At 33.4% G+C, this 24,302-nt stretch carries 23 protein-coding genes; 12 read left to right on the top strand and 11 right to left on the bottom strand.

What is annotated here, in order from left to right:
* Window positions 1-17: 17 nt before the first annotated feature.
* From V7P59_RS00780 to V7P59_RS00770, 3 genes are all read left to right on the top strand, one after another.
* The gene (locus tag V7P59_RS00780; RefSeq protein ID WP_333807714.1) at window positions 18-1,556 is read left to right on the top strand and encodes a lytic transglycosylase domain-containing protein; all 1,539 of its coding nucleotides are present in this window, start codon (window positions 18-20) and stop codon (window positions 1,554-1,556) included.
* Between the two features lie 15 nt (window positions 1,557-1,571).
* The gene (locus V7P59_RS00775; RefSeq protein WP_333807712.1) at window positions 1,572-2,555 is read left to right on the top strand and encodes a DUF4837 family protein; all 984 of its coding nucleotides are present in this window, start codon (window positions 1,572-1,574) and stop codon (window positions 2,553-2,555) included.
* Window positions 2,556-2,642: 87 nt separating this feature from the next.
* Complete coding sequence (locus V7P59_RS00770; RefSeq protein ID WP_333807710.1) at window positions 2,643-3,086, top strand: GNAT family N-acetyltransferase; 444 nt, start codon at window positions 2,643-2,645, stop codon at window positions 3,084-3,086.
* 131 nt (window positions 3,087-3,217) lie between these two features.
* Here the strand turns inward: V7P59_RS00770 and V7P59_RS00765 are convergent, their stop codons facing one another.
* The 8 genes from V7P59_RS00765 to V7P59_RS00730 all read right to left on the bottom strand — a co-directional run bounded on the left by V7P59_RS00765 (window position 3,218) and on the right by V7P59_RS00730 (window position 13,777).
* On the bottom strand, window positions 3,218-4,069 hold the full coding sequence (locus V7P59_RS00765) for an OmpA family protein (RefSeq protein ID WP_333807708.1): 852 nt from the start codon (window positions 4,067-4,069) through the stop codon (window positions 3,218-3,220).
* Between the two features lies 1 nt (window position 4,070).
* Complete coding sequence (locus tag V7P59_RS00760) at window positions 4,071-5,705, bottom strand: S41 family peptidase (RefSeq protein ID WP_333807706.1); 1,635 nt, start codon at window positions 5,703-5,705, stop codon at window positions 4,071-4,073.
* Window positions 5,706-5,776: 71 nt separating this feature from the next.
* Window positions 5,777-6,148 carry a ribonuclease P protein component gene (rnpA, locus tag V7P59_RS00755; protein WP_333807704.1) on the bottom strand — a complete coding sequence of 124 codons (372 nt, stop codon included), beginning with the start codon at window positions 6,146-6,148 and terminating at the stop codon, window positions 5,777-5,779.
* A 24-nt stretch (window positions 6,149-6,172) separates the two neighbouring features.
* On the bottom strand, window positions 6,173-6,520 hold the full coding sequence (locus tag V7P59_RS00750) for a hypothetical protein (protein ID WP_333807702.1): 348 nt from the start codon (window positions 6,518-6,520) through the stop codon (window positions 6,173-6,175).
* Window positions 6,521-7,021: 501 nt separating this feature from the next.
* Window positions 7,022-9,142, bottom strand: coding sequence for an elongation factor G (locus V7P59_RS00745; RefSeq protein ID WP_333807700.1), 2,121 nt, complete (start codon window positions 9,140-9,142; stop codon window positions 7,022-7,024).
* Window positions 9,143-9,290: 148 nt separating this feature from the next.
* On the bottom strand, window positions 9,291-11,171 hold the full coding sequence (locus V7P59_RS00740; protein ID WP_333807698.1) for a M1 family metallopeptidase: 1,881 nt from the start codon (window positions 11,169-11,171) through the stop codon (window positions 9,291-9,293).
* Between the two features lie 76 nt (window positions 11,172-11,247).
* A complete protein-coding gene (locus V7P59_RS00735) occupies window positions 11,248-12,843 on the bottom strand; it encodes a S8 family peptidase (protein ID WP_333807696.1) in 1,596 nt (531 codons plus the stop codon).
* Window positions 12,844-12,916: 73 nt separating this feature from the next.
* A complete protein-coding gene (locus V7P59_RS00730; protein WP_333807694.1) occupies window positions 12,917-13,777 on the bottom strand; it encodes an MBL fold metallo-hydrolase in 861 nt (286 codons plus the stop codon).
* A 143-nt stretch (window positions 13,778-13,920) separates the two neighbouring features.
* Between V7P59_RS00730 and V7P59_RS00725 the strand changes: the two genes are divergently transcribed.
* From V7P59_RS00725 to V7P59_RS00685, 9 genes are all read left to right on the top strand, one after another.
* Window positions 13,921-14,250, top strand: a complete 330-nt coding sequence (locus tag V7P59_RS00725) for a HesB/IscA family protein (protein WP_291110121.1) — start codon at window positions 13,921-13,923, stop codon at window positions 14,248-14,250.
* 10 nt (window positions 14,251-14,260) lie between these two features.
* A complete protein-coding gene (sufB, locus tag V7P59_RS00720) occupies window positions 14,261-15,709 on the top strand; it encodes a Fe-S cluster assembly protein SufB (protein ID WP_333807692.1) in 1,449 nt (482 codons plus the stop codon).
* A 49-nt stretch (window positions 15,710-15,758) separates the two neighbouring features.
* The gene (gene sufC, locus V7P59_RS00715; RefSeq protein WP_333807690.1) at window positions 15,759-16,508 is read left to right on the top strand and encodes a Fe-S cluster assembly ATPase SufC; all 750 of its coding nucleotides are present in this window, start codon (window positions 15,759-15,761) and stop codon (window positions 16,506-16,508) included.
* Window positions 16,509-16,577: 69 nt separating this feature from the next.
* Window positions 16,578-17,894, top strand: coding sequence for a Fe-S cluster assembly protein SufD (gene sufD / locus V7P59_RS00710; protein ID WP_333807689.1), 1,317 nt, complete (start codon window positions 16,578-16,580; stop codon window positions 17,892-17,894).
* A 54-nt stretch (window positions 17,895-17,948) separates the two neighbouring features.
* Entirely contained in the window at window positions 17,949-19,163 is a 1,215-nt protein-coding gene (locus tag V7P59_RS00705; RefSeq protein ID WP_333807687.1) for an aminotransferase class V-fold PLP-dependent enzyme, read from the top strand.
* An 11-nt stretch (window positions 19,164-19,174) separates the two neighbouring features.
* Complete coding sequence (locus V7P59_RS00700) at window positions 19,175-19,645, top strand: hypothetical protein (RefSeq protein ID WP_333807685.1); 471 nt, start codon at window positions 19,175-19,177, stop codon at window positions 19,643-19,645.
* 1 nt (window position 19,646) lies between these two features.
* Window positions 19,647-20,066 carry a SufE family protein gene (locus tag V7P59_RS00695; protein WP_333807683.1) on the top strand — a complete coding sequence of 140 codons (420 nt, stop codon included), beginning with the start codon at window positions 19,647-19,649 and terminating at the stop codon, window positions 20,064-20,066.
* 78 nt (window positions 20,067-20,144) lie between these two features.
* On the top strand, window positions 20,145-20,468 hold the full coding sequence (locus V7P59_RS00690; RefSeq protein ID WP_194093730.1) for an SUF system Fe-S cluster assembly protein: 324 nt from the start codon (window positions 20,145-20,147) through the stop codon (window positions 20,466-20,468).
* 77 nt (window positions 20,469-20,545) lie between these two features.
* Window positions 20,546-21,049, top strand: coding sequence for a DUF2480 family protein (locus V7P59_RS00685; protein WP_333807680.1), 504 nt, complete (start codon window positions 20,546-20,548; stop codon window positions 21,047-21,049).
* Window positions 21,050-21,071: 22 nt separating this feature from the next.
* Here V7P59_RS00685 and hflX read toward each other — a convergent pair whose 3' ends face one another.
* From hflX to V7P59_RS00670, 3 genes are all read right to left on the bottom strand, one after another.
* A complete protein-coding gene (gene hflX, locus V7P59_RS00680) occupies window positions 21,072-22,295 on the bottom strand; it encodes a GTPase HflX (RefSeq protein ID WP_333807678.1) in 1,224 nt (407 codons plus the stop codon).
* Window positions 22,296-22,396: 101 nt separating this feature from the next.
* A complete protein-coding gene (locus V7P59_RS00675) occupies window positions 22,397-23,710 on the bottom strand; it encodes a DUF5689 domain-containing protein (protein WP_333807676.1) in 1,314 nt (437 codons plus the stop codon).
* A 6-nt stretch (window positions 23,711-23,716) separates the two neighbouring features.
* Entirely contained in the window at window positions 23,717-24,298 is a 582-nt protein-coding gene (locus tag V7P59_RS00670) for a choice-of-anchor J domain-containing protein (protein WP_333807674.1), read from the bottom strand.
* Between the last annotated feature and the right edge of the window lie 4 nt (window positions 24,299-24,302).

Raw genomic sequence — 24,302 nt, 5'->3', positions numbered from 1 at the left:
AAAAAACAAGAAACAGAATGAAAAAAACAATCATAATAACAACTCTTTTTTTATCGCTTTTTAGCGTAGCTCAAGAAACAGTAGAAAAAGACAATTTACTACCGTTGCCTAAAATGTCCTATTTGGATTCATTGAAGACAACATTTGTAAATCATAGCACAAGCAATTGTATTGATGAACGATGGTTATCAGAATTAGCAAATTTTGAGTTGTCAAATGATATGTATACTGACATCACTACTTTTGATATTGACACAGAAGTAAGTTATAATCTTTCAACCGATTTATTAAAGAAACGTTTAGCAAAAATGGATGCTAAATCGCCTTTTAATATCGAATATCATCCAGCCTTAGAAAATACGATTAAGGCCTTTTTGAAAAATCGCCCAAAGGCATTTGAGCGCTTAATGGCAATTTCGGAATATTACTTCCCAATGTTTGAAGAACATTTAGCAAAATACAACATTCCGTTAGAATTGAAATATTTAGCGATTGTTGAATCGGCTTTGAATCCAAGAGCGAAATCTCGTGTTGGAGCTTCAGGTTTGTGGCAATTTATGTATCCAACAGGTAAACAGTATAATTTAGAGGTAACTTCTTATGTTGATGAACGTTACGATCCGCTAAAAGCAACGGAAGCGGCTTGTCAATATTTATCAAGTTTGTACGGAATTTTTGGTGATTGGAGCATGGTTTTAGCGGCTTATAATTGCGGACCAGGAAATGTTTCAAAAGCAATTCGTCGTTCGGGCGGAAGTCAAAATTATTGGAATATTCGTAAAAATTTACCTCAAGAAACTGCGAATTATGTTCCAGCTTTTTTAGCTACTTTTTATATTTACGAATACAAAAAAGAACATGGCATCCAGCCTAAAAAAGCGCCATTAACGTATTTTGAAACGGATACAATTATGGTGAAAAAGCAAATGTCGTTCAAACACATTTCGGAATTACTTGATATTCCAGTTGAACAATTGGAGTTTTTAAATCCGATTTATAAATTGAAAGTTATTCCTTTTGAAGGAGATAAACCACATTATTTGCGTTTACCTAAGAATAAAATGGGATTATTTGTTTCTAATGAAGAAAAAATTTATGCTTATTTGAATTATTTAGAAACGTATAAAGAAAAAACAAAAACAGAATTTATTGCCTCAACATCAAAGGATTCTGTAGGCTCAAATGTTGATTCTTCTTATGTTAGTAAACCAAAGTTTGAGAAGAAAACACAATTTCATACCATTAAAAGTGGTGATAATTTAGGTAAAATTGCAGATAAGTATGATGTTTCCGTATCAGATTTAAAGAAATGGAACAATTTAAAAAGCAATAATATTCAACTAGGAAAAAAATTAAAAATTTATTCTGAAAAAAAATTAATTGTTAAAACTGAACCTAAACCTAGTAAAAACAATACTTACGAAGTAAAAACAGGAGATTCGTTATTCTCAATTTCAAAACAATTTCCAGGGGTTTCCGTAGAGGATATAAAAAAATGGAACGATATTAGTGGTGATAATATACAGCCTGGAATGAAATTAAAAATTAACGGATAAAATTTATTCAACACCATGAAAAAATTAGCATTTTTAACCTTTGTTGCCCTATCGTTTTTATCTTGTAAAGAAAATTCTAAAGAAGAAGCAAAAGCCATTTTATCAGAATCTAACGGAAAAATCAATAATGTTTCCATTATTATTGATGACAATTTATGGAACGGAGAAATTGGCGATAGTATTCGTAAAAAATTTGCTGCACCCGTAGATGGTTTACCACAAGAAGAACCATTATTCAATTTAAACCAATATCCAACAAGAGTTTTTGAAGGATTTGTGAGAAAAAGCAGAAATGTAATTGTGATTCAAAAAGGTAGCGAATCAGGCTTTGTAAATACAGTTGATAAATATGCGAAACCTCAAAATATTTCTGTTATTTCGGGTTCTGATACAGAAGATATTCTTAAAGTTTTAGAAGAAAAATCACCTGAAATTATTAAATCGATCAAAGCTTCTGAGATTATTGAGAATCAAGCCCGAATGAAAAAATCTTTAGTGTCAGATGCTCAGGTTCAAAAAATGTTTGGAGTAAGCCTACAAATAGGATTTGGATACAAGTACGATATGGTAAAGGATAAATTCATTTGGTTGAGAAAAGAATTTAATTCAGGATACAATAGTATTTTAATTTACGAAGTGCCAATTAATACGATTGAAAAAGACACCAACATTATCGCTAATATTACTGCAATGCGTGATGAAATTGGAAAAGCAAATATTCACGGTACGCTACCAAACACTTGGATGATTACTGAAGCGGCTTATGCTCCTTATCTTTTCGAAGTGAATGTAGCAAACAAAAAAACGTATTTAACTAAAGGAACTTGGGAATTGAAAAACGATTACATGGCTGGACCTTTTGTTAATTACGCTATTAAAGATGCTAAAAATAATCGTTATCTAATTTTAGAAGGGTTCACTTATAATCCGTCAAAATCAAAACGTGATTTAGTTTTCGAATTGGAAGCGATTATTCAATCCGTTAAGTTTTTAAAATAATTTTTAGGTATGGGTTAAAGGTAATTGGTAATAGGTTTTAAAACAATCTTTTTCCAACACCCATCACCCATCACCCATCACCAAATCATGATAAAATTCAAAATAAAGCGATTTAACGAACTTTCTACGCCCGAACTATATTCTTTACTACAACTTCGCTCAGAAGTGTTTGTGGTGGAGCAAAATTGCGTTTATCAAGACATTGATGGCAAAGACGAGAAAGCACTTCACGTTTTAGGTTACTACGATGGCGATTTAGCGGCTTATTCTCGTTTGTTCAACAAAGGTTATTATTTTGAAGAATCTTCAATTGGAAGAGTTGTGGTAAGCCCAAAGTATCGTGATAAAAAATTTGGCCACGATTTAATGCGTGTTTCTATTGAAGCAATTAAAGAAAATTTCAACGAAACCGCTATAACCATTTCTGCTCAAGAATATTTGAAAAAATTCTATGAATCTCACGGTTTTATCCAAACGAGCGAAATGTACTTAGAAGATGATATTCCGCATATCCAGATGAAGCGTTCTTAGTTTTTAGTCGCAGTAGATAGCTTAAGAGTTTACCGAGTAAATATTAGTGTTAATTCCTGCTATTCGAGTTTTAATTTATTCGAAAAAGACAAATTGATTTTTGAAATTGTATTTACTCTTGAAAATTAATTTTACTTCTTCGGTTGCTCTACAGGAACATCATTTTTAGTAATTAAAAGTTCAACTCGTCGGTCTAAAGTACTTCCTTTTTTCAACGATTGTGTGTTGCCATATCCTTTATAGGTCATACGAGTTTTACTAATACGTTTCATTAAAAAGTAATTATATACTCTTTTGGCACGATTGATGGATAATTCGCGTTTTTTAGTATCGCGATCTATAGCTTCTTTTTGGAAAGTTGGAGTACAACAAACATGACCTTGAATTTCAAAATGAATGTTTTTGTATTTGTGCAGTTCTAAGGCAATTCGATCTAACTCTTTCTTGGCTTGATAGGTAAGTTGACTACTTCCTCTTTCAAACAAAACGTGATCAAGGTAGATTCTGTCTCCTACAATTCGGTCTTTTTTAATTGTGCTATAAACGCCAGGAATTTTAAAATCTTCAATTACAACAGGTTTAAAATTAACTACAACGTCAACTCTTCGATTTTTAGAACGTGCTTCCGGAATATTGGTTTGCATATCTTCATCGAGCATAATTCTTCCTTTTCCTTCAAGTGTGATGATAATTTTACTTTTGATGCCTTTTTCAATTAGCTTATTTTTTACTGTATTAGCTCTATTAGTTGATAAAGTATAATTATAAGCATCCTTTCCTCGATCATCGCAGTAACCAAATATTTGAATCGATTCTATTCGTGTAGTGTCTATTTTGCTAACAAAGGCAACTACTGCTTTGGCTTGTTCTTCTTTTAAATTAAATTTATTAAACTCAAAAAAGATAGAATGTACTTCCTCTTCTTCTTGAGCAAACGAAACGATGGAAAACAGTAAAAATAGTAGGGATAATAAACGTGTCATCTTATTTTTTTAATATCGATTTGTATTGAGATTGATTATTTAATAAAGTAATGGCTTTCTCAATTTCTAAATTTTCTTTGGTGTAAAATTGATATAAGCCTTCACGGTATTGGTAACGCGTGATTAGTTCTTCTTGAATTAATTTTTTGATTTGATTTTTGTTTTTATCTAATTCTAATTCTTGATTTTTTTCTATTGCCAACTCTAACTGTTTGTATTCAACAGCAATTTGAGCATCCATTTTTTCTTTTTTAGCCGTTTCTAATACGTTATTAAGCGCTTTGTTGGTTTCGGTGTCCAAAGTGATTTTCTCTTGTTTTAAAAATGTTTTAAACGCAGCGTAATCAGCATCAGAAATAGTTGGAATTCCTGTTAGAGATGGGTTTTTATAATACCATTGCGTAGCAAAGTTGAAAATTGCATCGTTTTTAACAACAGCATCAGTAATAGTTGCCGTTTTGGTTTCTTCGATTTCAACATCAGGGAGAACACCACCACCATCAAAAACAGTTCTTCCTGCTTTTGTTTTGAAAGCATTGAACTCGTTTTGTGACTTCTTAATTGCTTTTCCGTTTTCGTCTTTTTTAGAATAATCTAAAGCTTGAATACATCGTCCAGAAGGTGTATAATATCTCGAAATTGTTACTTTAACTTGCGTTCCGTAAGACAAATCTAATGGGCGTTGCACCAGTCCTTTTCCAAAGCTTCTCGTTCCTAAAATCACGCCTCTATCTAAATCTTGAATCGCACCCGCTACAATTTCTGAAGCCGAAGCACTTTTTCCATCCACAATAACTGCAATCGGAATTTCTAAATCAATAGGTTCATTTTTAGTGCGATATTCTAAGTTGTGTTTTGGATTTTTCGATTTGGTAGTTACAATCAATTCGTTTTTAGGAACAAAAAGATTGCAAATGTTTACTGCTTCGTGCAATAAACCACCTGGATTTCCTCTTAAATCTAAAATGATTTTGGTAGCTCCTTGTTTTTTCAATTCTAACAATGCTGCTTTGGTTTCAGAACTCGCTTTTTCAGTGAATTTCGTTAAAACAATATAACCCGTGTTGTCTTTTAAAAGCGAGAAAAATGGAACGGCTTTAATTTCAACATCGTCTAAAATAATCGTTGCATTTTGCGTTTTACCTTGACGAACGTATTGAATTTCTATTTTAGTATTTTTAGCACCACGGAATAATTGCGAAGCATCTTCTTTGTATTCTTTTAAGTTGATATCTCCAATTTGCGTTACCTCATCACCTGCTTTTAAACCCGCTTTATCTGCAGGAAAACCTTTATAGATTTCTTTTAAAAACACTTTTCCATCCTTGCGTTGTACCATTGCACCAATTCCGGTGTATTCGCCTGTGTTGTTAATTTTGAATTTTAAAACGTCTTGTTCGTTAAAGAAAACCGTGTAAGGATCCAATTCTTTCAACATGTTTTTTATGGCGTTATCCATCATTTCACCTGGATTGGTTTCATCCACGTAATTTTGATTAACGGTTTTGAAAAGTCCAGTAAAGATTTCAATTTGTTTGGCAATTTCAAAAAAGTCGTTCTTGAAACTAACGCCCACAAATAAGAAACCCGCAGCCAGAACAGGAATGATTATTTTTCTTCTGAAATATTTTTTCATGTTGAAGTCTTGAATTTTACCAGTTTACGAAAGTAAAGAATCTTGAGCAAAAATTAAACCAAATGTACAATTTACTTCTGTCTTTCGTTGAATTTTTGAAAAAGTTGTATGGTTTTCTCTTCAATTTCTTGATAAGAAAGTCGCTCCTTTGATTGATAAAAAAACATAAACGCATGTGGTTTTTCTAAATTATCAATTAAAAGATGTTTGTTTAAACGATAAGTTTCACGTAAAACGCGTTTGAAATAATTACGGTCAACCGCTTTTTTAAAGTATTTTTTTGATACAGAAACTCCCATTTTAATTAATTCTGCATCAGACTCAGAATTTTCTACATAAACCAAACGCAACGGATATTTTGAAACCGATTTCCCTTCTGTAAACAACAAGTCAATTGTAGTTTTACTTTTTAATTTTTCGTTTTTGGGATAAGTAAATTTCATGAAGCAAAGTTAGAAAACTTTAAATTAAGAAGTGAGTTTTAGTTTTAATTCTTCTTGATGCAACACAAATTTGTAAAAAGTAAAATTTGAAATGCCAAATAAAATGATGGTTAATTTTCTCAAAACTTCATCTGGAAAATAATATTTGTTAATCAAAAATGCTCCAATTTGAATCACAAATAAAATAGCACTTATAAATAACCAATACAATCTTGTTTTATCCTGAAAAAGAAAGTTAAAGGTAGCCATTCCGCCAATAAAAGAAGTTAAAAAGCCATTTAAAACCCAAGGATAAAAATCCATTTTAATATCTTTTTCCATTAAAAGTAAGAAATACAAATAAACAAAAAAGAAAGGTATAGAAGCTAGCATAATTGCTGCCCAGTTTTTATTTTCAATGCTTTTATAAACAATAATGAAAATTAATAAACGATAAAGTAATGAAATAATAGCCCCTAAAAAATTACAAAAAGAGGTGTTTTCTTTAAAAAACAAATAAGCAAAAAAGAAAAGAATTAAGGCGCTAAAATATAAGGTGCTTTTTGTTTTTGAACTTAAATAATACAATAAAATTAAAAGTGGAATTCTAATGCCGCCTATAATGGAATCAAGAATGGGATATGATTGTAAGCTAAAAAAAGAAAAAACCACAATAACTACAAAATATAGTATTGTTAAAGATGTAATTAACTTGGTTTGTACAAAAAAGGACACGTTATTTTTTTATCTAAATTACTAATTATCAATTAAATATTTTAATTTTTTATTTTAAATAAATTAAATCAGTTCTTGGTTTGATTTTAAGCAACAAAAGTAAATATAAAAAAAGCTTCCTCAACTTGAAGAAGCTTTTCAAAGTGCAAAATTCTGTTGTTATTCAGATAAAACCGCATTGCTTATAACTAAACTTTCCTGAACATGAGTAGGAACCAGTTGATAAGAACTAAATTCCAATTTGAATTTTGCTTTTCCCTGCGTTAATGAACGAAGTGTAGAACCATAATCTTTAAGTTCGGCTAATGGCACTTCTGAAATAATTTTTTGATAATGTCCATCGGTATCCATACCTTGAATGATGGCTCTTCGGGTTTGTAAATCGCCCATAACGTCGCCGGTGTAAGTATCTTCACAAAGTACTTCAAGCTGATAATAAGGTTCTAAAAGTTGAGGTCTAGCTTCGTTAAACGCATCTTTAAATGCATGAGAAGCGGCCAATTGGAACGAAATATCATTACTATCTACCGCATGCATTTTACCATCGTAAATACAAACGCGAATATTTTGACAATAAGAACCCGTTAACGGACCTTCAGTCATGGATTGCATGATTCCTTTTTTGATGGCTGTTGCGTATCGATTATCGATTGCTCCACCTACAATACACCAATAAAATGCGAATTTTCCGCCCCAAGGTAATTCTTCAATTTCTTTGTTGCGAACGTTTACTCCATAAGGTTCTGGCATATCATCGTAATAAGGCTCAATAGTTAAATGAACTTCTCCAAATTGTCCAGCGCCACCACTTTGTTTTTTATGACGATATTCCGCTTTTGCCGCTTTTGTTATGGTTTCGCGATAGGGTACTTTTGGCTCTTCAAAGATGATTTCGATATTATTTTCACTTTCGATGCGATGTTTGATTAAATCTAAATGCAATTGCCCTTGACCATAAACAATGGTTTGTTTTAATTCAGAAGATTGCTCTACTTTGAAAGTCAAATCTTCTTCTTCAATTTGATGTAAAGCTTTAATCATTTTTTCCATATCGGCTAGATTGGCTGTTGCGATCGCTTTTCTGATGCGACTTTCTGGAAACTGCATTTTTCTTACTTTTCTTTCTACACCTTTAGCATTTAATGTGTTGTTAGAATGTCCGTATTTCAATCGAACGGTAACTCCTAAATCGCCAGCAGTTAATTTATCAACGGCAGTTCTTTGTTTTCCTTCTGCTACGAATAATTGCGTTAAGCGTTCGGTTTCTCCGTTATCAGCATTTACCAATTCATCACCAGCATTCAATTCACCCGAAAGGACCTTGAAATAGGAAACCATTCCCACTTGTGGTTCTGAAAGTGTTTTGTAAATAAAAATAGTAGTTTTGTCTGAAGCATCGCATTTTAATTCGCCTCCATTTTCTAGTTTTTTCGCTGGTCTATCGGCTGGAGACGGTGCAATATCATCAATGAATCCCATAATTCTACCGCTTCCCATATCTTTTAATCCCGAAGCACAAAAAACAGGAAATATTTGTTGATGTGCCAATGCTATTGTTAATCCTTTTGCTAATTCTTCTTCATCTAAATTGCCTTTTTCGAAGTATTTTTCCATTAAACCTTCTTCGTTTTCAGCGGCAGCTTCTACTAAGGCATTATGAAGCGCATTTGCTTTTTCTAATTCCGATGCAGGAATCGGTATTTTTTCTGGTTTTCCACCATTTTCTGGGAAAACATACATTGTCATCCGAAGTACATCGATAATACTATTGAATTTTTCTCCCGAATTGTATGGATATTGAATTGGTATCACTTTGTTTCCGAAGCGATTTACAGCTTGTTCTAAAGTATTTTCGAAATCTGCTTTTGGATGATCCATTTGATTGATAACAAAAAAAGCAGGTGTTTGATAGTTTTGAACATATTCCCAAACGATTTCAGTCCCCACTTCTACACCAGAAGCCGCATTTAAAAGAATTACAGCTGTATCGGCCACTTTAAGGGAAGAAACTACTTCGCCTATAAAATCGTCAAAACCAGGATTGTCAATGATGTTGATTTTGTTGTTATGCCATTTAACGTGCATTAAGTGGCTGTATAAGGTGTTTTCTCTTTCGTGTTCTAAATCAGTAAAATCGGAAATCGTATTGTGATTTTCTACCGAACCACGGCGTGGAATAACGCCACTTTCAAATAACATGGTCTCGATAAAAGTGGTCTTTCCTGATCCCGAATGCCCAAGAAATACCACGTTTCTAATGTCTTTAGTTGCAATGCTCATGACTTTATGTTTTTTAATGAATAACTAATTTTTATTGCATTTTTAGCACATTAAAATTACGAAAGTCAAAAGAGGCAAATTATGACATTTGTCATCTTATCAATTGATAATAAACACAAAAAAAGCGACTCGAAAGTCGCTTTACATTTTATTTTTTTGGAAAGATATTATCTTCTTTATTCACATCTGCCATCATATTTTCTGGATCGATGGTAATGGATTTGATTTTATCTTTAGGTTTTGCAATTTCAAAAGTGAAAGTAGGGTAAGCCCAATCCCAACCTTTTAATGTATTTCCTTTAATTCCAGCATACGGATTTGGTTTTTCCCAACGCATTAAGGTATTTGGAATATAGAAAAATTCTTTAGTTCCATCAGTATATTCTACCATAATGTCTAAAGGCATTGGCATTCTTCCTTTTCTTTCGAAAACTACTTTAGTATTAGCAGCATTAGCTTCAGAAACTTCTTTGATAGCGTAATCTATGGTATTGGTTGTTAATGTCCAATCTAACAAATACCAATCTAAATTAGCCCCTGAAACTTTTTCCGCTACACGTTTGATATCGTTTGGTGTTGGATGCGTAAATTTATATTCGTTGTAGAATCGTTTAATAGTTTTGTTGAGGTTTTCTTGCCCAATGATATAACCCAATTGTGCTAAAAACACTTCACCTTTGCTATAAGCAGAAATACCATATGCCATATTTAAATCGTAACGATCAGCATGTGTTGAAAGCGGTTGTTCTTTTCCAGATTTTGCTAAATAAATGTAGTTTTTATAAGCGTCTTCAAAAGGGTTTTCTGGTTTTTTTGGAGGTAATATTTTGTTCATCGCTAAATTTGAAATGTACGATGTAAAACCTTCATCCATCCATTCGTGTTTAGTTTCATTAGTAGCTAAAACAAATTGGAACCAAGAATGCGCCATTTCGTGAGCCGTTACACCAACTAAGCTTCCAAATGCTCTATTTCCCGTGATTAAGGTACACATACCATATTCCATTCCGCCGTCGCCACCTTGAATTACCGAGTATTGTTTGTATGGATAAGCCCCAACATTTTCATTGAAGAAAGCTAATAATTCAGCTGTTTTAGGCTGCATTTTTTTCCAATTTTCTAAGTTTTCTTTCTTGTTTTTGTATAAGAAATGTAATTCCACATTATTTGGACCTAGAATCATATCGTGAATAAACTCATTGTCGGCTCCCCAAGCAAAATCATGCACATTCGGCGCATAAAAATGCCAAGTTAAGTTTTTGGTTTTCTTTGGATGAACCACTTGAACGCCAGCATCTTGATAGCCGTGTCCAATTTCGTTTTTGTTTTGTAAATACCCAGTTCCACCAATAGTGTAGTTTTTATCAATCGTGATTTTCACATCAAAATTACCCCAAACACCATGAAATTCTCTTGCGATGTATGGATTAGCATGCCAACCTTCGAAATCATATTCGCATAATTTAGGATACCATTGTGTCATAGACAAAGCCACGCCTTCTTCTGACAATCTTCCAGAACGACGAATTTGTAATGGTACTTGCCCATCAAAATCTAATGAAAGGGTTGTTTTTTGTTTTGGTAAAATAGGTTTTGCTAATGTTACTTCTAAAATAGTTCCTACTACTTTAATTTTTGCTTCAGTACCATCTTGTTTGAAATTAGCGATGTTTAAATATCCAATTTCATTTGGTTTTAAAGTGCTTATTCTGCTTTCTTTTACATCTTTTCCTTCTTTTTTAAAGGTTTTCACCATTCGTTTATCTGGATCAGAAATAGCTTGAAGTCTGGCATCCATTTCACTTCCTGGTTGAAATGCATTGTTATACAAATGATAAAAAACTTTATGTAATGTATCAGGTGAATTGTTAGTATAAACAATCTCCTGTTTTCCTTTGTATTGGAATTTTTTCACATCCATATTCACCTCCATTTTATAGTCAACATGTTGTTGCCAGTAGCCTGGATTTGGATTGTTTTGTGCTAGAACGAAAACCGGAAATAAGCTTAATAAAAGTATTTTTTTCATAGTTGCGTTTTAAAAGAAAACCTACAAAGCCTTTAAAAGCCTTGTAGGAATTATAATGATTAATAGAATTTACAAATTATTTTTTTGCCATTTTTGCTGCTAAAAGTAAAGCATTATATGCATTCACAATTCTGCCTGATTTTGAAGCATCCGCAAAATTAGCTTTGTGTTTGTCTTCTCCAATTACCACTTGATTTTTTAAAGGCGTTCCACTTTCCATAATGATTTGTTTTACTTGAACAGCAGTCAAGCTTGGATAATATGAACGAATTAAGGTTGCCACACCAGCAACATTTGGAGAAGCCATTGAAGTCCCTTGTAAATATTCATACGTATTTAATGGAGTAGTAGCATAAATTTTATCTCCAGGAGCATAAATATCTACATTGTTTTTTCCATAGTTTGAAAAACTTGCCACCATTTTTGTTCCATATGTAGGAGCAAGAGCACCAATGATTAATACATTTTTCGCATATTCAGGGCTTCCATCATAAGTATCGTTTGGATATTTGTTTTTAACGTCTAAATCATACGATTCGTTACCAGCAGCGATAACTACTAAAACATCTTTAGATTCAGCATATTTGATGGCATCCATAACCCATTCTTTTTGTTGTGAATAGTATTTTCCGAAAGAACCATTGATCACTTTGGCACCATTATCCACGGCATAGCGAATCGCTAAAGCGATATCTTTATCATATTCATCACCATTAGGAACTGCTCTTAAGGTCATAATTTGAGCATTATTCGTAACGCCATCGCCACCTAATTTATTTCCTCTAACTTGCGCTACAATTCCTGCAACGTGTGATCCGTGTTTCGCTTCTTTTGGTTCTGGACCTACAACATTGTTGTTTCCGTATTTGGTATCTTTTAAATCTTCTGGATTATCTCCTACGATTTTTCTTCCATCAAAATTTACATTTAATTTGTAATTAACTTGTCCGTAGATATAATCTTTGTACTCTTCAATTTGTTTGTCAAAATCAGCTTTGCTTGTATTGCTTAAAACTTGAGTAAATACCGCTTTAGCTTGTGTTAACGAAGTTTCTGATGCCGGAATAGCTTTTACTTCTTCTAAGGTAAAATCGTTCTTTTTGAAATAACCCACTAATGTTTTTTCAGCATTTACAATAAAATCTAATTGTTGTTTTTGGGGTTGAATCCCTTTCAATTCTTCTTCTAATTCCGCTTTTGCTTTATCATATTCTGGAGTTCCAGGCCCTTTTTTAACGATTCGAGTCATTTCTAATTGTTCATGAACCGCATCTCCTAAGAAATTCCATCCATGAATATCATCAATATAACCGTTTTTATCATCGTCAATTCCGTTTCCTGGGATTTCTTTTGGATTCGTCCAAATTACAGCTTTTAAATCTTCGTGATTGATATCAACACCAGAATCTACGATTCCAACAATTACTTTTTGACCTTTTTTGCCTTTTAACAACTCAGCATAAGCTTTATCAACACTCATTCCTGGAACAGTATCTTTTACTAGATCTAAATGACTCCATCTTTTTAAGTCATTTTCTGCAATAGGAGTTGTTTTTAAAGGTAAATTATCAATATTTTCAACAGGTGTTGAAACCATTTTTTGCGGTCCACAACTTGCTAGTGCAAAAGCAAAAGCTAAACTTAGATAAAGTGGTCTAAAAATTCTCTTCATTTTTCAATTAATTAATTTCAGTTATTGGACTGAAGTGATTTGTATTTGTTACAATTGAATTGTTTATTTAACATTATTTTAGAATGTCTTCGCATTTGAAAACATCTTTTAAACGAACACCTTTTTCAGTTCGTTCAACCGTTATAATTTCATTGTGAGCATCGTGCTCTAACCATAAATAATAATTATTATCAGCGGCTGCATTCATGAATTTTGCTTTTTCGTCTAACGTTAATAAAGGACGAGTGTCATAACCCATTACATATGGAATTGGAATATGACCAGCCGTTGCTAATAAATCCGCACAAAAAACGATGGTTTTTCCTTTGTAGTTAATGTGTGGTAACATTTGCTTTTCCGTATGACCATCAGCATAGAAAATATCGAAACCTAACTCGCTTGAAAAACCAAAATCACTATCTGGGCGATTAATAAAATGCAACTGACCGCTTTCTTGCATTGGAAATAAATTTTCATGTAAAAAAGAGGCTTTTTCTCGTGCGTTTGGTTCCGTTGCCCATTTCCAGTGATTTTCATTGGTCCAAAATTTGGCGTTTTTGAAAGCTACTTCGTAACCCGTTTTGTCTTTGTTCCAATTCACACTTCCGCCACAATGGTCGAAATGCAAGTGTGTCATAAAAACATCGGTAATGTCATCACGATGAAAACCAGCATTTTTTAATGATTTATCTAACGAATGGTCGCCCCAAAGTGAATAATAACCAAAGAATTTATCTGATTGTTTGTTGCCCATTCCAGTATCAATCAAAGTTAATCGGTTTCCATCTTCAATTAACAAACATCTTGCTGCAATGTCAATTAAGTTATTCTCGTCAGCAGGATTAGTTTTATTCCAAATGGTTTTGGGCACAACACCAAACATAGCACCGCCATCTAATTTAAAATTTCCTGCTTCAATTGGGTATAATTTCATACTTCGAACATTTTTCTGCCAAATTACAAAAAATACTATAAACAGAAGCTATGAATCGATAAGTTATAAAAATGTTAGCAACTCTTGTAAAAAGCAATTTATGGCTTATCTTTGCGGTTAATTTAGACAAAATCAAAATAGCTATGATTAAAGTGTCAGATACGGCAAGTAAAAAAATCATCGAAATGATGCAAGATGATGGTTTTGATACCACTAAGGATTACGTTAGAGTGGGCGTAAAGAGTGGAGGTTGTTCAGGTTTGTCATATGAATTAAAATTTGACAAAGAAATAGGAGAAAACGATAAAATATTTGAAGATAATAATGTTAGAATTGCAGTAGAGAAGAAGAGTTTTCTTTACTTGGCAGGAACTATATTAGAATTTTCAGGTGGTTTAAATGGAAAAGGATTTGTTTTTAACAATCCAAATGCCCAAAGAACGTGTGGATGTGGAGAGAGTTTCTCTCTATAAATCAAAAGATATGAGTAAGTATACAGAAGACGACTTAAAAGTCGAATTAGAAAATAAAGAATACGAATATGGATTTTACACCGAACTAGACTCGGAAACGTTTCCTGTTGGGTTAAATGAAGATATCGTTCGTGCCATTTCCAAGAAAAAAGACGAGCCAGAATGGATGACAGAATGGCGTTTGGAAGCTTTTCGTGCTTGGCAAGAAATGGAAGAACCAGAATGGGCAAACGTAAATTACGAAAAACCTGATTTTCAATCGATTTCGTATTATTCGGCACCTAAAAAAGCCGATCCGAATAAAAAATTAGAAGACGTTGACCCAGAACTTTTGGCGATGTACAAAAAGTTGGGTATTTCTATCGACGAACAAAAGCGCATGAACAATGTAGCAATTGATATTGTGGTAGATTCAGTTTCAGTGGCAACGACTTTCAAGAAAACTTTGGCTGAAAAAGGAATTATTTTCATGAGTATTTCCGAAGCGATTAAAGAACATCCAGAATTAGTTAGAAAATATATTGGTACAGTTGTGCCGATGAAAGATAATTTTTACGCGGCTTTAAATTCGGCGGTTTTCTCTGATGGAAGTTTCTGTTACATTCCAAAAGGCGTTCGTTGCCCAATGGAATTATCAACCTATTTCCGAATCAATCAAGGAGGAACTGGTCAGTTTGAAAGAACTTTATTGGTGGCTGATGAAGAAAGTTACGTTTCTTATTTGGAAGGATGTACCGCTCCAAGTCGTGATGAGAATCAATTGCATGCAGCTGTTGTAGAATTGATAGCTTTGGACGGAGCCGAAATCAAATATTCAACGGTTCAAAACTGGTATCCAGGAAACAAAGAAGGAAAAGGTGGTGTTTATAATTTCGTAACCAAAAGAGGTTTGTGCGAGAAAAATGCAAAAATTTCTTGGACGCAAGTAGAAACTGGTTCGGCTGTAACTTGGAAATATCCTTCTTGTGTGTTGAAAGGTGATAATTCAATCGGGGAATTTTATTCGATTGCCGTTACTAATAATTTCCAACAAGCCGATACGGGAACGAAAATGATTCATTTAGGTAAAAATACCAAATCGACCATTATTTCCAAAGGAATTTCAGCAGGAAAATCACAAAATAGTTACAGAGGATTAGTGCAAATTGGAGCAAGAGCGGAAAATGCTCGAAACTTCTCGCAATGTGATTCGCTTTTGATGGGGAACAATTGTGGAGCACATACTTTCCCTTATATCGAAAGTAAAAATGCTTCGGCAAAAATTGAACACGAAGCAACGACTTCAAAAATTGGAGAAGATCAAGTGTTCTATTGTAACCAACGTGGAATTCCAACTGAAAAAGCCATTGCCTTAATCGTAAACGGTTTCAGTAGAGAAGTATTGAATAAATTACCAATGGAATTCGCAGTTGAAGCACAAAAATTATTGGAAATTTCACTTGAAGGAAGTGTTGGATAAAACTTATGTGAACTTATATGCCTTAAATGGTTTAAAATAAAAAAATAAGATGTTAAGCATTAAAAATTTACACGCGTCTGTTGAAGACAAAGACATATTAAAAGGAATCAACCTTGAAATTAAAGCAGGAGAAGTGCATGCGATTATGGGACCAAATGGTGCCGGAAAATCAACATTATCTTCTATCATTGCTGGAAATGAAAATTACGAAGTTTCTGAAGGCGAAATCTTTTTAGACGGAGAAGAAATTTCAGAATTGGCTCCAGAAGAAAGAGCACACAAAGGCGTTTTCTTATCGTTCCAATATCCAGTAGAAATTCCAGGTGTTTCGGTAACGAATTTCATCAAAACAGCTATCAACGAAAAACGTAAAGCGAATGGTGAAGAAGAAATGCCAGCGAATGAAATGTTAAAGAAAATCCGCGAGAAATCTGAATTATTAGAAATGGACCGAAAATTCTTGTCACGTTCTCTAAACGAAGGTTTTTCGGGTGGTGAAAAGAAACGTAACGAGATTTTCCAAATGGCAATGTTAGAGCCAAAAATCGCTATTTTGGACGAAACCGATTCAGGTTTGGATATCGATGCTTTACGAATTGTAGCTAACGGTGTAAACAAATTGAAAAATGAAAACAACGCGGTATTAGTGATTACGCACTACCAACGTTTGTTAGACTATATTGTTCCAGATTTCGTTCACGTTTTAATGGACGGAAAAATCGTAAAAACTGGTGGAGCTGATTTAGCTTTAGAGTTAGAAGAAAAAGGATACGATTGGATTAAAAACGAGTTGGTTTAACTGTTTGTAGTTTATTGTTTATTGTTCTTGCAACTATAAACTAAAAACCATAAACCATAAACATTAAATATGGAATTAAAAGATAAAATGATAGCTTCTTTCATGGCCTTTGAAGAAAAAATCAAAGACAATGAAGATTTGCATGAAGTTCGAAATCACGCCATAAAAAATTTCGAAAATAAAGGTTTCCCAACAAAAAAAGAGGAAGCTTGGAAATACACGTCGTTAAATGCGATTTTAAAAAATGATTTTTCGGTTTTCCCAAAAAAGGATAACGCAATTGAATTTAAAGACGTAAAAAAGTATTTCTTACACGAAATTGATACCTACAAAGTAGTTTTCATCGACGGAATTTTCAGTTCGTTTTTGTCTTCTACAACCCATGAAGGTTTAGATGTTTGTTTGATGTCTTCGGCATTGACCAAACCGAAATATAAAATGGTAATTGACACCTATTTCAATCAAATAGCAAGTAAAGAAGAAAGTTTGACTTCGCTTAATACTGCTTTTTCATTGGAAGGTGCTTACATCAATATTCCAAAAAGCAAAGTGGTTGAAAAACCAATCGAAATCATCTATTTCTCAACCGGAAATGAAGCGGCTTTGATGGTACAACCTCGAAATTTAATCATCGTAGGAGAAAACGCTCATGTGCAAATCGTAGAACGTCATCAAAGTTTGAATTCGAATCCAGTTTTAACGAATTCAGTTACTGAGATTTTCGCTCAAAAGCGCGCGATTGTAGATTATTACAAAGTTCAGAATGATGTGCAAACTGCGAATTTGATTGACAATACGTACATTGCGCAAAAACAAGAGAGTAGAGTAGCAGTGCATACGTTTTCGTTTGGTGGAAACATCACCAGAAACAACTTGAATTTCTATCACCAAGGAGAACGAATCGATTCTACGTTGAAAGGAATTACTATTATTGGCGATAAACAACACGTAGATCATTATACATTGGTGCACCATGCGCAACCAAATTGCGAAAGTCACCAAAACTATAAAACGATTTTACATGATAATTCAACCGGAGTTTTCAATGGGAAAATTTTCGTTGAAAAAGAAGCGCAAAAAACCGATGCTTTCCAACAAAACAATAACATTTTAATTGGCGATAAAGCGACTATCAACGCAAAACCACAATTGGAAATCTTTGCCGATGATGTAAAATGTTCGCATGGTTGTACGATTGGACAATTAGATGAAAGCGCGATGTTCTACATGCAACAACGTGGAATTCCTAAAAAAGAAGCGAAAGCCTTGTTGATGTATGCCTTTACAAGTGAAGTAACAAATAGCATCAAAATACCAGAATTAAAAGCTAAAATCGGAAGAATTATTGCCGATAAATTAGGGGTTAATATGGGATTTGATTTGTAGTATATAAAGCCGCTTCATTGCGGTTTTGTTTTATAAAAAATAAATAATATCAGTATGTTTGATGTTCAAAAAGTAAGAGCTGATTTTCCCATTTTATCGCAAAAAGTAAATGGCAAACCCTTGGTGTATTTTGATAACGGAGCCACTTCGCAAAAGCCACAAGTGGTAATTGATGCTATTTCGAAATATTACACTGAAATCAACGCAAATATTCACCGAGGTGTGCATACATTGAGTCAATTGGCTACCGATGCGTATGAAGCTTCAAGAAACACGATTCAAAATCACTTAAATGCGAAATACAATCACGAAATCATTTTTACTTCGGGAACTACTTTCGGAATTAATTTGGTGGCGAATGGTTTTGCAAGTTTGTTAAAAGCAGGCGATGAGGTTATGGTTTCTGCTTTGGAACACCATAGTAACATTGTGCCTTGGCAATTTTTGTGTGGTAAAACAGGAGCAAAGTTGGTCGTAATTCCAATGAATGAAAAAGGAGAATTAATCCTTTCAGAATTTGATAGATTACTTTCCAAAAAAACGAAAATAGTAACCGTAAATCACATTTCAAATGCCCTTGGAACGGTTAATCCGATTGAATACATCATCAAAAAAGCACATGGAGTAGGAGCAGCCGTATTAATCGACGGAGCACAAGCTACACCACATTTACGCCCAGATGTACAAGCATTGGATTGTGATTTTTATGTGTTTTCAGGGCATAAAATTTGCGGACCAACAGGCGTTGGAATTTTATATGGAAAAGAAGAATGGTTGCGAAAATTGCCACCGTATCAAGGCGGAGGCGAAATGATCGCCGAAGTTACTTTCGAAAAAACAACGTATGCCGATTTACCACATAAATTTGAAGCCGGAACTCCAAACATTTCGTGCGGAATTGTTTTGGGAACTGCAATTGATTATATGAATTCGATAGGTTTTGATAAGATTGTAGCTTACGAACAAGAATTATTAGATTACGGAACAAAAAGATTACAAGAAATAGAAGGGTTAACCATCTATGGAACCAGTGAAAATAAAGCTTCTGTAATTTCGTTTAATATTGAAGGCATTCATCCGTATGACATTGGCACAATTATAGATAAGTTAGGTATAGCGGTTAGAACCGGCCATCATTGCGCCCAACCTATTATGAATTTTTTCAATATTCCAGGAACGATTAGAGCAAGTTTTGCTTTTTATAATACAAAGGAAGAAATTGATATCTTTGTAGAAGCGGTTAAAAAAGCGCAAATGATGTTATCTTAAAAAGTAAAATTATGAAAGCTATTTTCACCATACTAGCAGCCTTTTTGATTACGATTACAAGTTGTAATTGTCAGAAAGATACAGTTTCATCTAACGCATTAACATCTGAGACAAATATGCAAAATGTAATGCCCACTATTAAATATGAAGCTAATGCTAGAGGTTTAGCCTTAGCTGTGAAAGTTGAAAATCAAATTTTGTTTGTTTCTAGAGTACGCGATTTCAAAGATTACGAAGAGAAAATCAAGATTTCAGATGCCGATTGGAAAGAAATTACAACATTGACAAAAGCATTGGATTTAACTAAAGTAAAAGATTTGAAATGGCCAACCGAAATGAGATTTTACGATGGTGCTGCTCATGCGAATATTATTTTTATTTCTGGTGGAGTAGAATATCCAGCCAATGGTTTCGATCATGGATATCCGCCTGTAGAAATAGAAAAATTGGTAAATAAAATTTTGAAATTGACCGAAAAATAAAATGACGATTAAAGAAATACAAAACGAAATAGTAGACGAGTTTTCCATGTTTGATGACTGGATGCAACGCTACGAATACATCATAGAATTAGGGAAATCGCTTCCGTTAATTGATGAGCAGTATAAAGTAGATGAAAACATTATCAAAGGGTGTCAATCTAAAGTTTGGGTTCATGGTGAAGAACAAGATGGAAAAATCGTTTTTACAGCCGATAGTGATGCGATTCTAACCAAAGGGATTATTGCAATTCTAATCCGAGCTTTTTCTAATCAATCTCCAAAAGACATATTAAATGCAAATACCGATTTTATTGACGAAATAGGATTAAAAGAGCATTTATCACCTACGAGAGCCAACGGCTTGGTTTCAATGATAAAACAAATAAAAATGTATGCTTTAGCATTTCAAGCAAAACAATAACTAGTGTTAGTTCTCAGTCTTAGTTAGCAGTTTTCTAATTGCTCTGAGACTGAAAACTGAGACTGAAAACTTAATAACATGGAAGAATTTAACGACACAATCAACTTAGGCGAAGACGTTGTCAAGGTTTTAAAAGGAATTTTTGATCCAGAAATTCCTGTAGATATTTACGAATTAGGTTTAATCTACGATGTGATGATCAATGAGGATAACGATGTAAAAATCTTAATGACCCTAACATCGCCAAACTGTCCCGTTGCGGAAACGTTACCACAAGAAGTAGAAGAAAAAATCAAATCGATTGACGCTGTTAAATCATGTGAAGTAGAAATTACTTTCGATCCACCTTGGAGTAAAGATTTAATGAGCGAAGAAGCGAAGTTAGAATTGGGAATGTTGTAAAAAAGTAAACAGTCGCAGTTACAGTGAGCAGTTTCTGAGCTTCTTACTGAAAACTGAGACCGAACTGAGACTAAACAATGGACGAAATAGTAAACAAAGTAGCACAAAGTTCCTTGATGGTATTCGATTTAGAAGATTACTATCCGGATAATCATGTGGTTGATTTAGATATTTCGCAATGGTTATTAGAAGGATTTATCCTTAAAGAATCAGAATTCAGAGCAAAATTAAAAGAAACTGATTGGTCACAATTTGAAGATAAATACGTGGCTTTATTTTGTTCAACCGATGCCATACTTCCAGCTTGGGCATTTGCTTTAGTTTCGGTTCATTTGGCGCCACATACTTTAAAAGTCATTCATGGAAATAAAGAATTAGCAACAATAGAATGGTATCAAGACATTTTAAACAAATTAGATTATACAGATTACTTTCAAAAACCTTTAATTCTTAAAGGATGTTCAAAAAAACCGGTTCCCAACCAAGTATATACTTTAGCTATTCAAAAGTTGATGAAAGTAGCTAAAAGTGTTATGTTTGGCGAAGCTTGTTCAGCGGTTCCACTATATAAATCAAAATAAAAGACCTTAATGAGGTCTTTTATTAATCATTTTCAACAGCATCTTTATAATCCGGATATAAAAACTTGTTGTATGGAAATCTCGTGATATGAATTTCTCTTACTGCCTCGTACACTTTTTCTCTAAATTCCTCAAAGTTGGCTTTTTCAGTAGCGGAAATAAACAATGTTTTGCTTTCGCCTAACTTACTCATCCATGTTTGTTTCCAATCTTCCAAGGTATAATGTTTGGTTGTTTTTTCAACACTTAAATCATTTTCGTCAAAATGAATTGATTTAAACGCATCAATTTTATTAAAAACCATAATCGTAGGTTTATCAGCACTTTTAATATCTTGTAAAATCTGATTTACTGATTCAATATGGTCTTCAAAATCGGGATGTGAAATATCTACTACATGAAGCAATAAATCGGCCTCCCTCACTTCATCTAAGGTGCTTTTAAACGACTCAACTAATTGTGTTGGAAGTTTCCTAATAAATCCCACAGTGTCGCTTAAAAGAAACGGTAAATTCTTGATTACTGTTTTTCTTACGGTAGTATCAAGGGTAGCAAATAATTTATTTTCAACAAATACGTCGCTTTTTCCAACAGCGTTCATTAAAGTTGATTTTCCAACATTGGTATAACCCACTAAAGCTACACGTACCATAGCACCGCGATTACTGCGTTGGGTTGCCATTTGTTTGTCGATAACTTTAATTTTATCTTTTAGCAACGATATTCTGTCTCTCACAATACGACGGTCGGTTTCAATTTCGGTTTCACCAGGACCACGCATTCCAATACCTCCTTTTTGACGTTCAAGGTGGGTCCACATTCCAGTTAGGCGAGGTAGTAAATATTGACATTGGGCTAATTCTACCTGCGTTCTAGCATATGAAGTTTCAGCACGTTGCGCAAAGATGTCTAAAATAAGATTGGTTCGGTCTAAAACTTTACAATCTAATTCTTTTGTAATGTTTTTAGATTGTGAGGGTGTTAATTCATCATCAAAGATTACGGTTTTGATATCGTTGTCTTTGATGAAGTACTTAATTTCTTCTAACTTTCCTGTTCCCACAAATGTTTTGGGATTGGGTTTATCCATTTTTTGGGAGAAACGTTTGATAACTGTTCCACCAGCAGTATAGGTAAGGAATTCTAACTCATCAAGATATTCTTTGAGTTTTTCTTCACTTTGGTTTTGTGTTACAATTCCAACTATAATTGATTTTTCAAAGTCAATAACTTCTTTCTCTAACATAATCGTTCTTTAAGATTACAAAGGTACGAAATAGCAAGCATAAAAAAACCCTCAAAAATGTAACACTTCTGAGGGTTTAAATATTTTAAAATAGAGTCTTGTTATTGACCACTAATTTTTACATTATCTATTTGCCATGCACTAGCAGCAGCAGTTGTTGAGATATATTTGAAAGCTACTCTAAAATTAGTATTACCTACATAACTTGAGATATCTTTACCACCAGAGTTTGTCCAAATATAAGAACTTGTATTTGTGTCTAATGTAAAACCTGTAATTTGTGTCCAAGTTGCCAAATTTGGATTTCCAGACGTATAATTTGTAGAAACAAACACTTGAATAGGAGTTCCTGAAAATCTAGTTGAATTATCAAATCTTAATACAGCCAAATTATAACCTGTTAAGTTAATTGCAGGAGAGATTAACCAATCTTCATTATCTCTATTTCCACTTGAAAAACCATTCATTGTTGCACAAGATCCTGGATTACCAGCAGTGGTGTTTAAAGACCATACTTGTGCACCCACAACACTTTGTTTAATCCAATTGGTCCAGTTTGTTGTAAAAGGTTCTTCAAAAATTGTAGAAAGCACAATTCTGTTTTGGTCTAATTTAACATCTTCAATAGTTCTAATCATAAACTGATAATCATTATTGTATTTTGTTAAAACACCTCTAATTTTACCACTTTTATTTGGAATAATCTGACTTGCAAAGTTTGCATATTCACTTGCTCTTAAAATAATAGTGTTGCCTAAAACATCTGTAATTAAATGATTTGTAGCTCCACCTAAATTGTTCACAGATGTGTCAAAATATTTTTTTCCAACTGATGCATCTGTAAATTGAACTGCATCAAACTCGATTAATTTGTTTAAGTATTGGTCGTTTTTAGCTTGGGAAATGGTTAGGCGATTTACCAAATCTTCTTCGCTAACTTTATCACAACTTCTTAAAATAACATCTTTGTATTCAACTCCAGAAATACGTCCCACTCCAGAATTGTAAGATGAACCTAAAACAGTACTTCCATATTGTTTAATGAAGAATCTGTTTTTGTTTAATTTAATCGTTACTTTTCTTCCTGGTTCAAATTCAGCATACAAGTTGTAATTGTCAACAGGCATACTAAATCCTGTTAAGCCATCTGTTGAAACCATTGAGATTGATTTATAAAAATTACCTCCTTCATCACTTGAAGTTACATAAGCTTCAATGTAATCTGTTAAAGTTTCGTCAGTAGTATACTGAGTTGCAGTTGCAGTTGCAATAGAAGTAATATCGGTTACTTCTTTAGTTTTTGCTATAGTAATACATTCGTTTGATAAGTCTGGAGTACCATAGTCATCACCGTTTACACATCCTACTAAAGATGCTAAAACAGCTGTTGTTAGTAATAATCTTAAATTTTTCATAGCGTATTAATTTTTAAGAATTAAAATATTATCCACCTCCCATGTTGTAGATGCAGTACTCGTTGAAGTGTAAACGAATGCTATTCGAACATTTTCACCAGCAAATGAAGAAATATCTATATTTCCAGAGTTTGTCCAAACGTAAGAAGCTGTGTTAGTGTCTAAAGTGGCAGATAAATTTGTCCAAGTTGCCGCGTTAGGATTACCAGTGGTGTAATCTGAAGAGATTTTTATTTGTAATAAATTACCAGCAAATCTTGAAGCCGTTTGGAAAGTTAATTTTGCGCCAGAAACATTAGTTAAATCTATTTCTGGAGAGATTAACCAATCTTCATTAACATTGTTACCGCCGGCAAAACCAGACATTACCGCACAATTACCAGGGTTTCCAAATTGAGTATCTAAACGCCATTCTTGAGCGCCTGTTACATTTACTTTTGTCCAATCATCCCAACTTGTTTCAAATGAATCTGAAAAAATAGGTATGTTTATGGTTGGAATAGCAAAATCATCATCTTGAACACAACTTGTTAAAACTACCGATGTGGTAGCCAACAAGAAAATTGATTTTAATAAATTATTTTTCATAGTG

The sequence above is a fragment of the Flavobacterium sp. genome, from assembly GCF_036782315.1.
Classification (GTDB): domain Bacteria; phylum Bacteroidota; class Bacteroidia; order Flavobacteriales; family Flavobacteriaceae; genus Flavobacterium.
The sequence above is the reverse complement of the archived record's forward strand: the minus strand, read 5'-3'. Positions and strand labels throughout refer to the sequence as shown.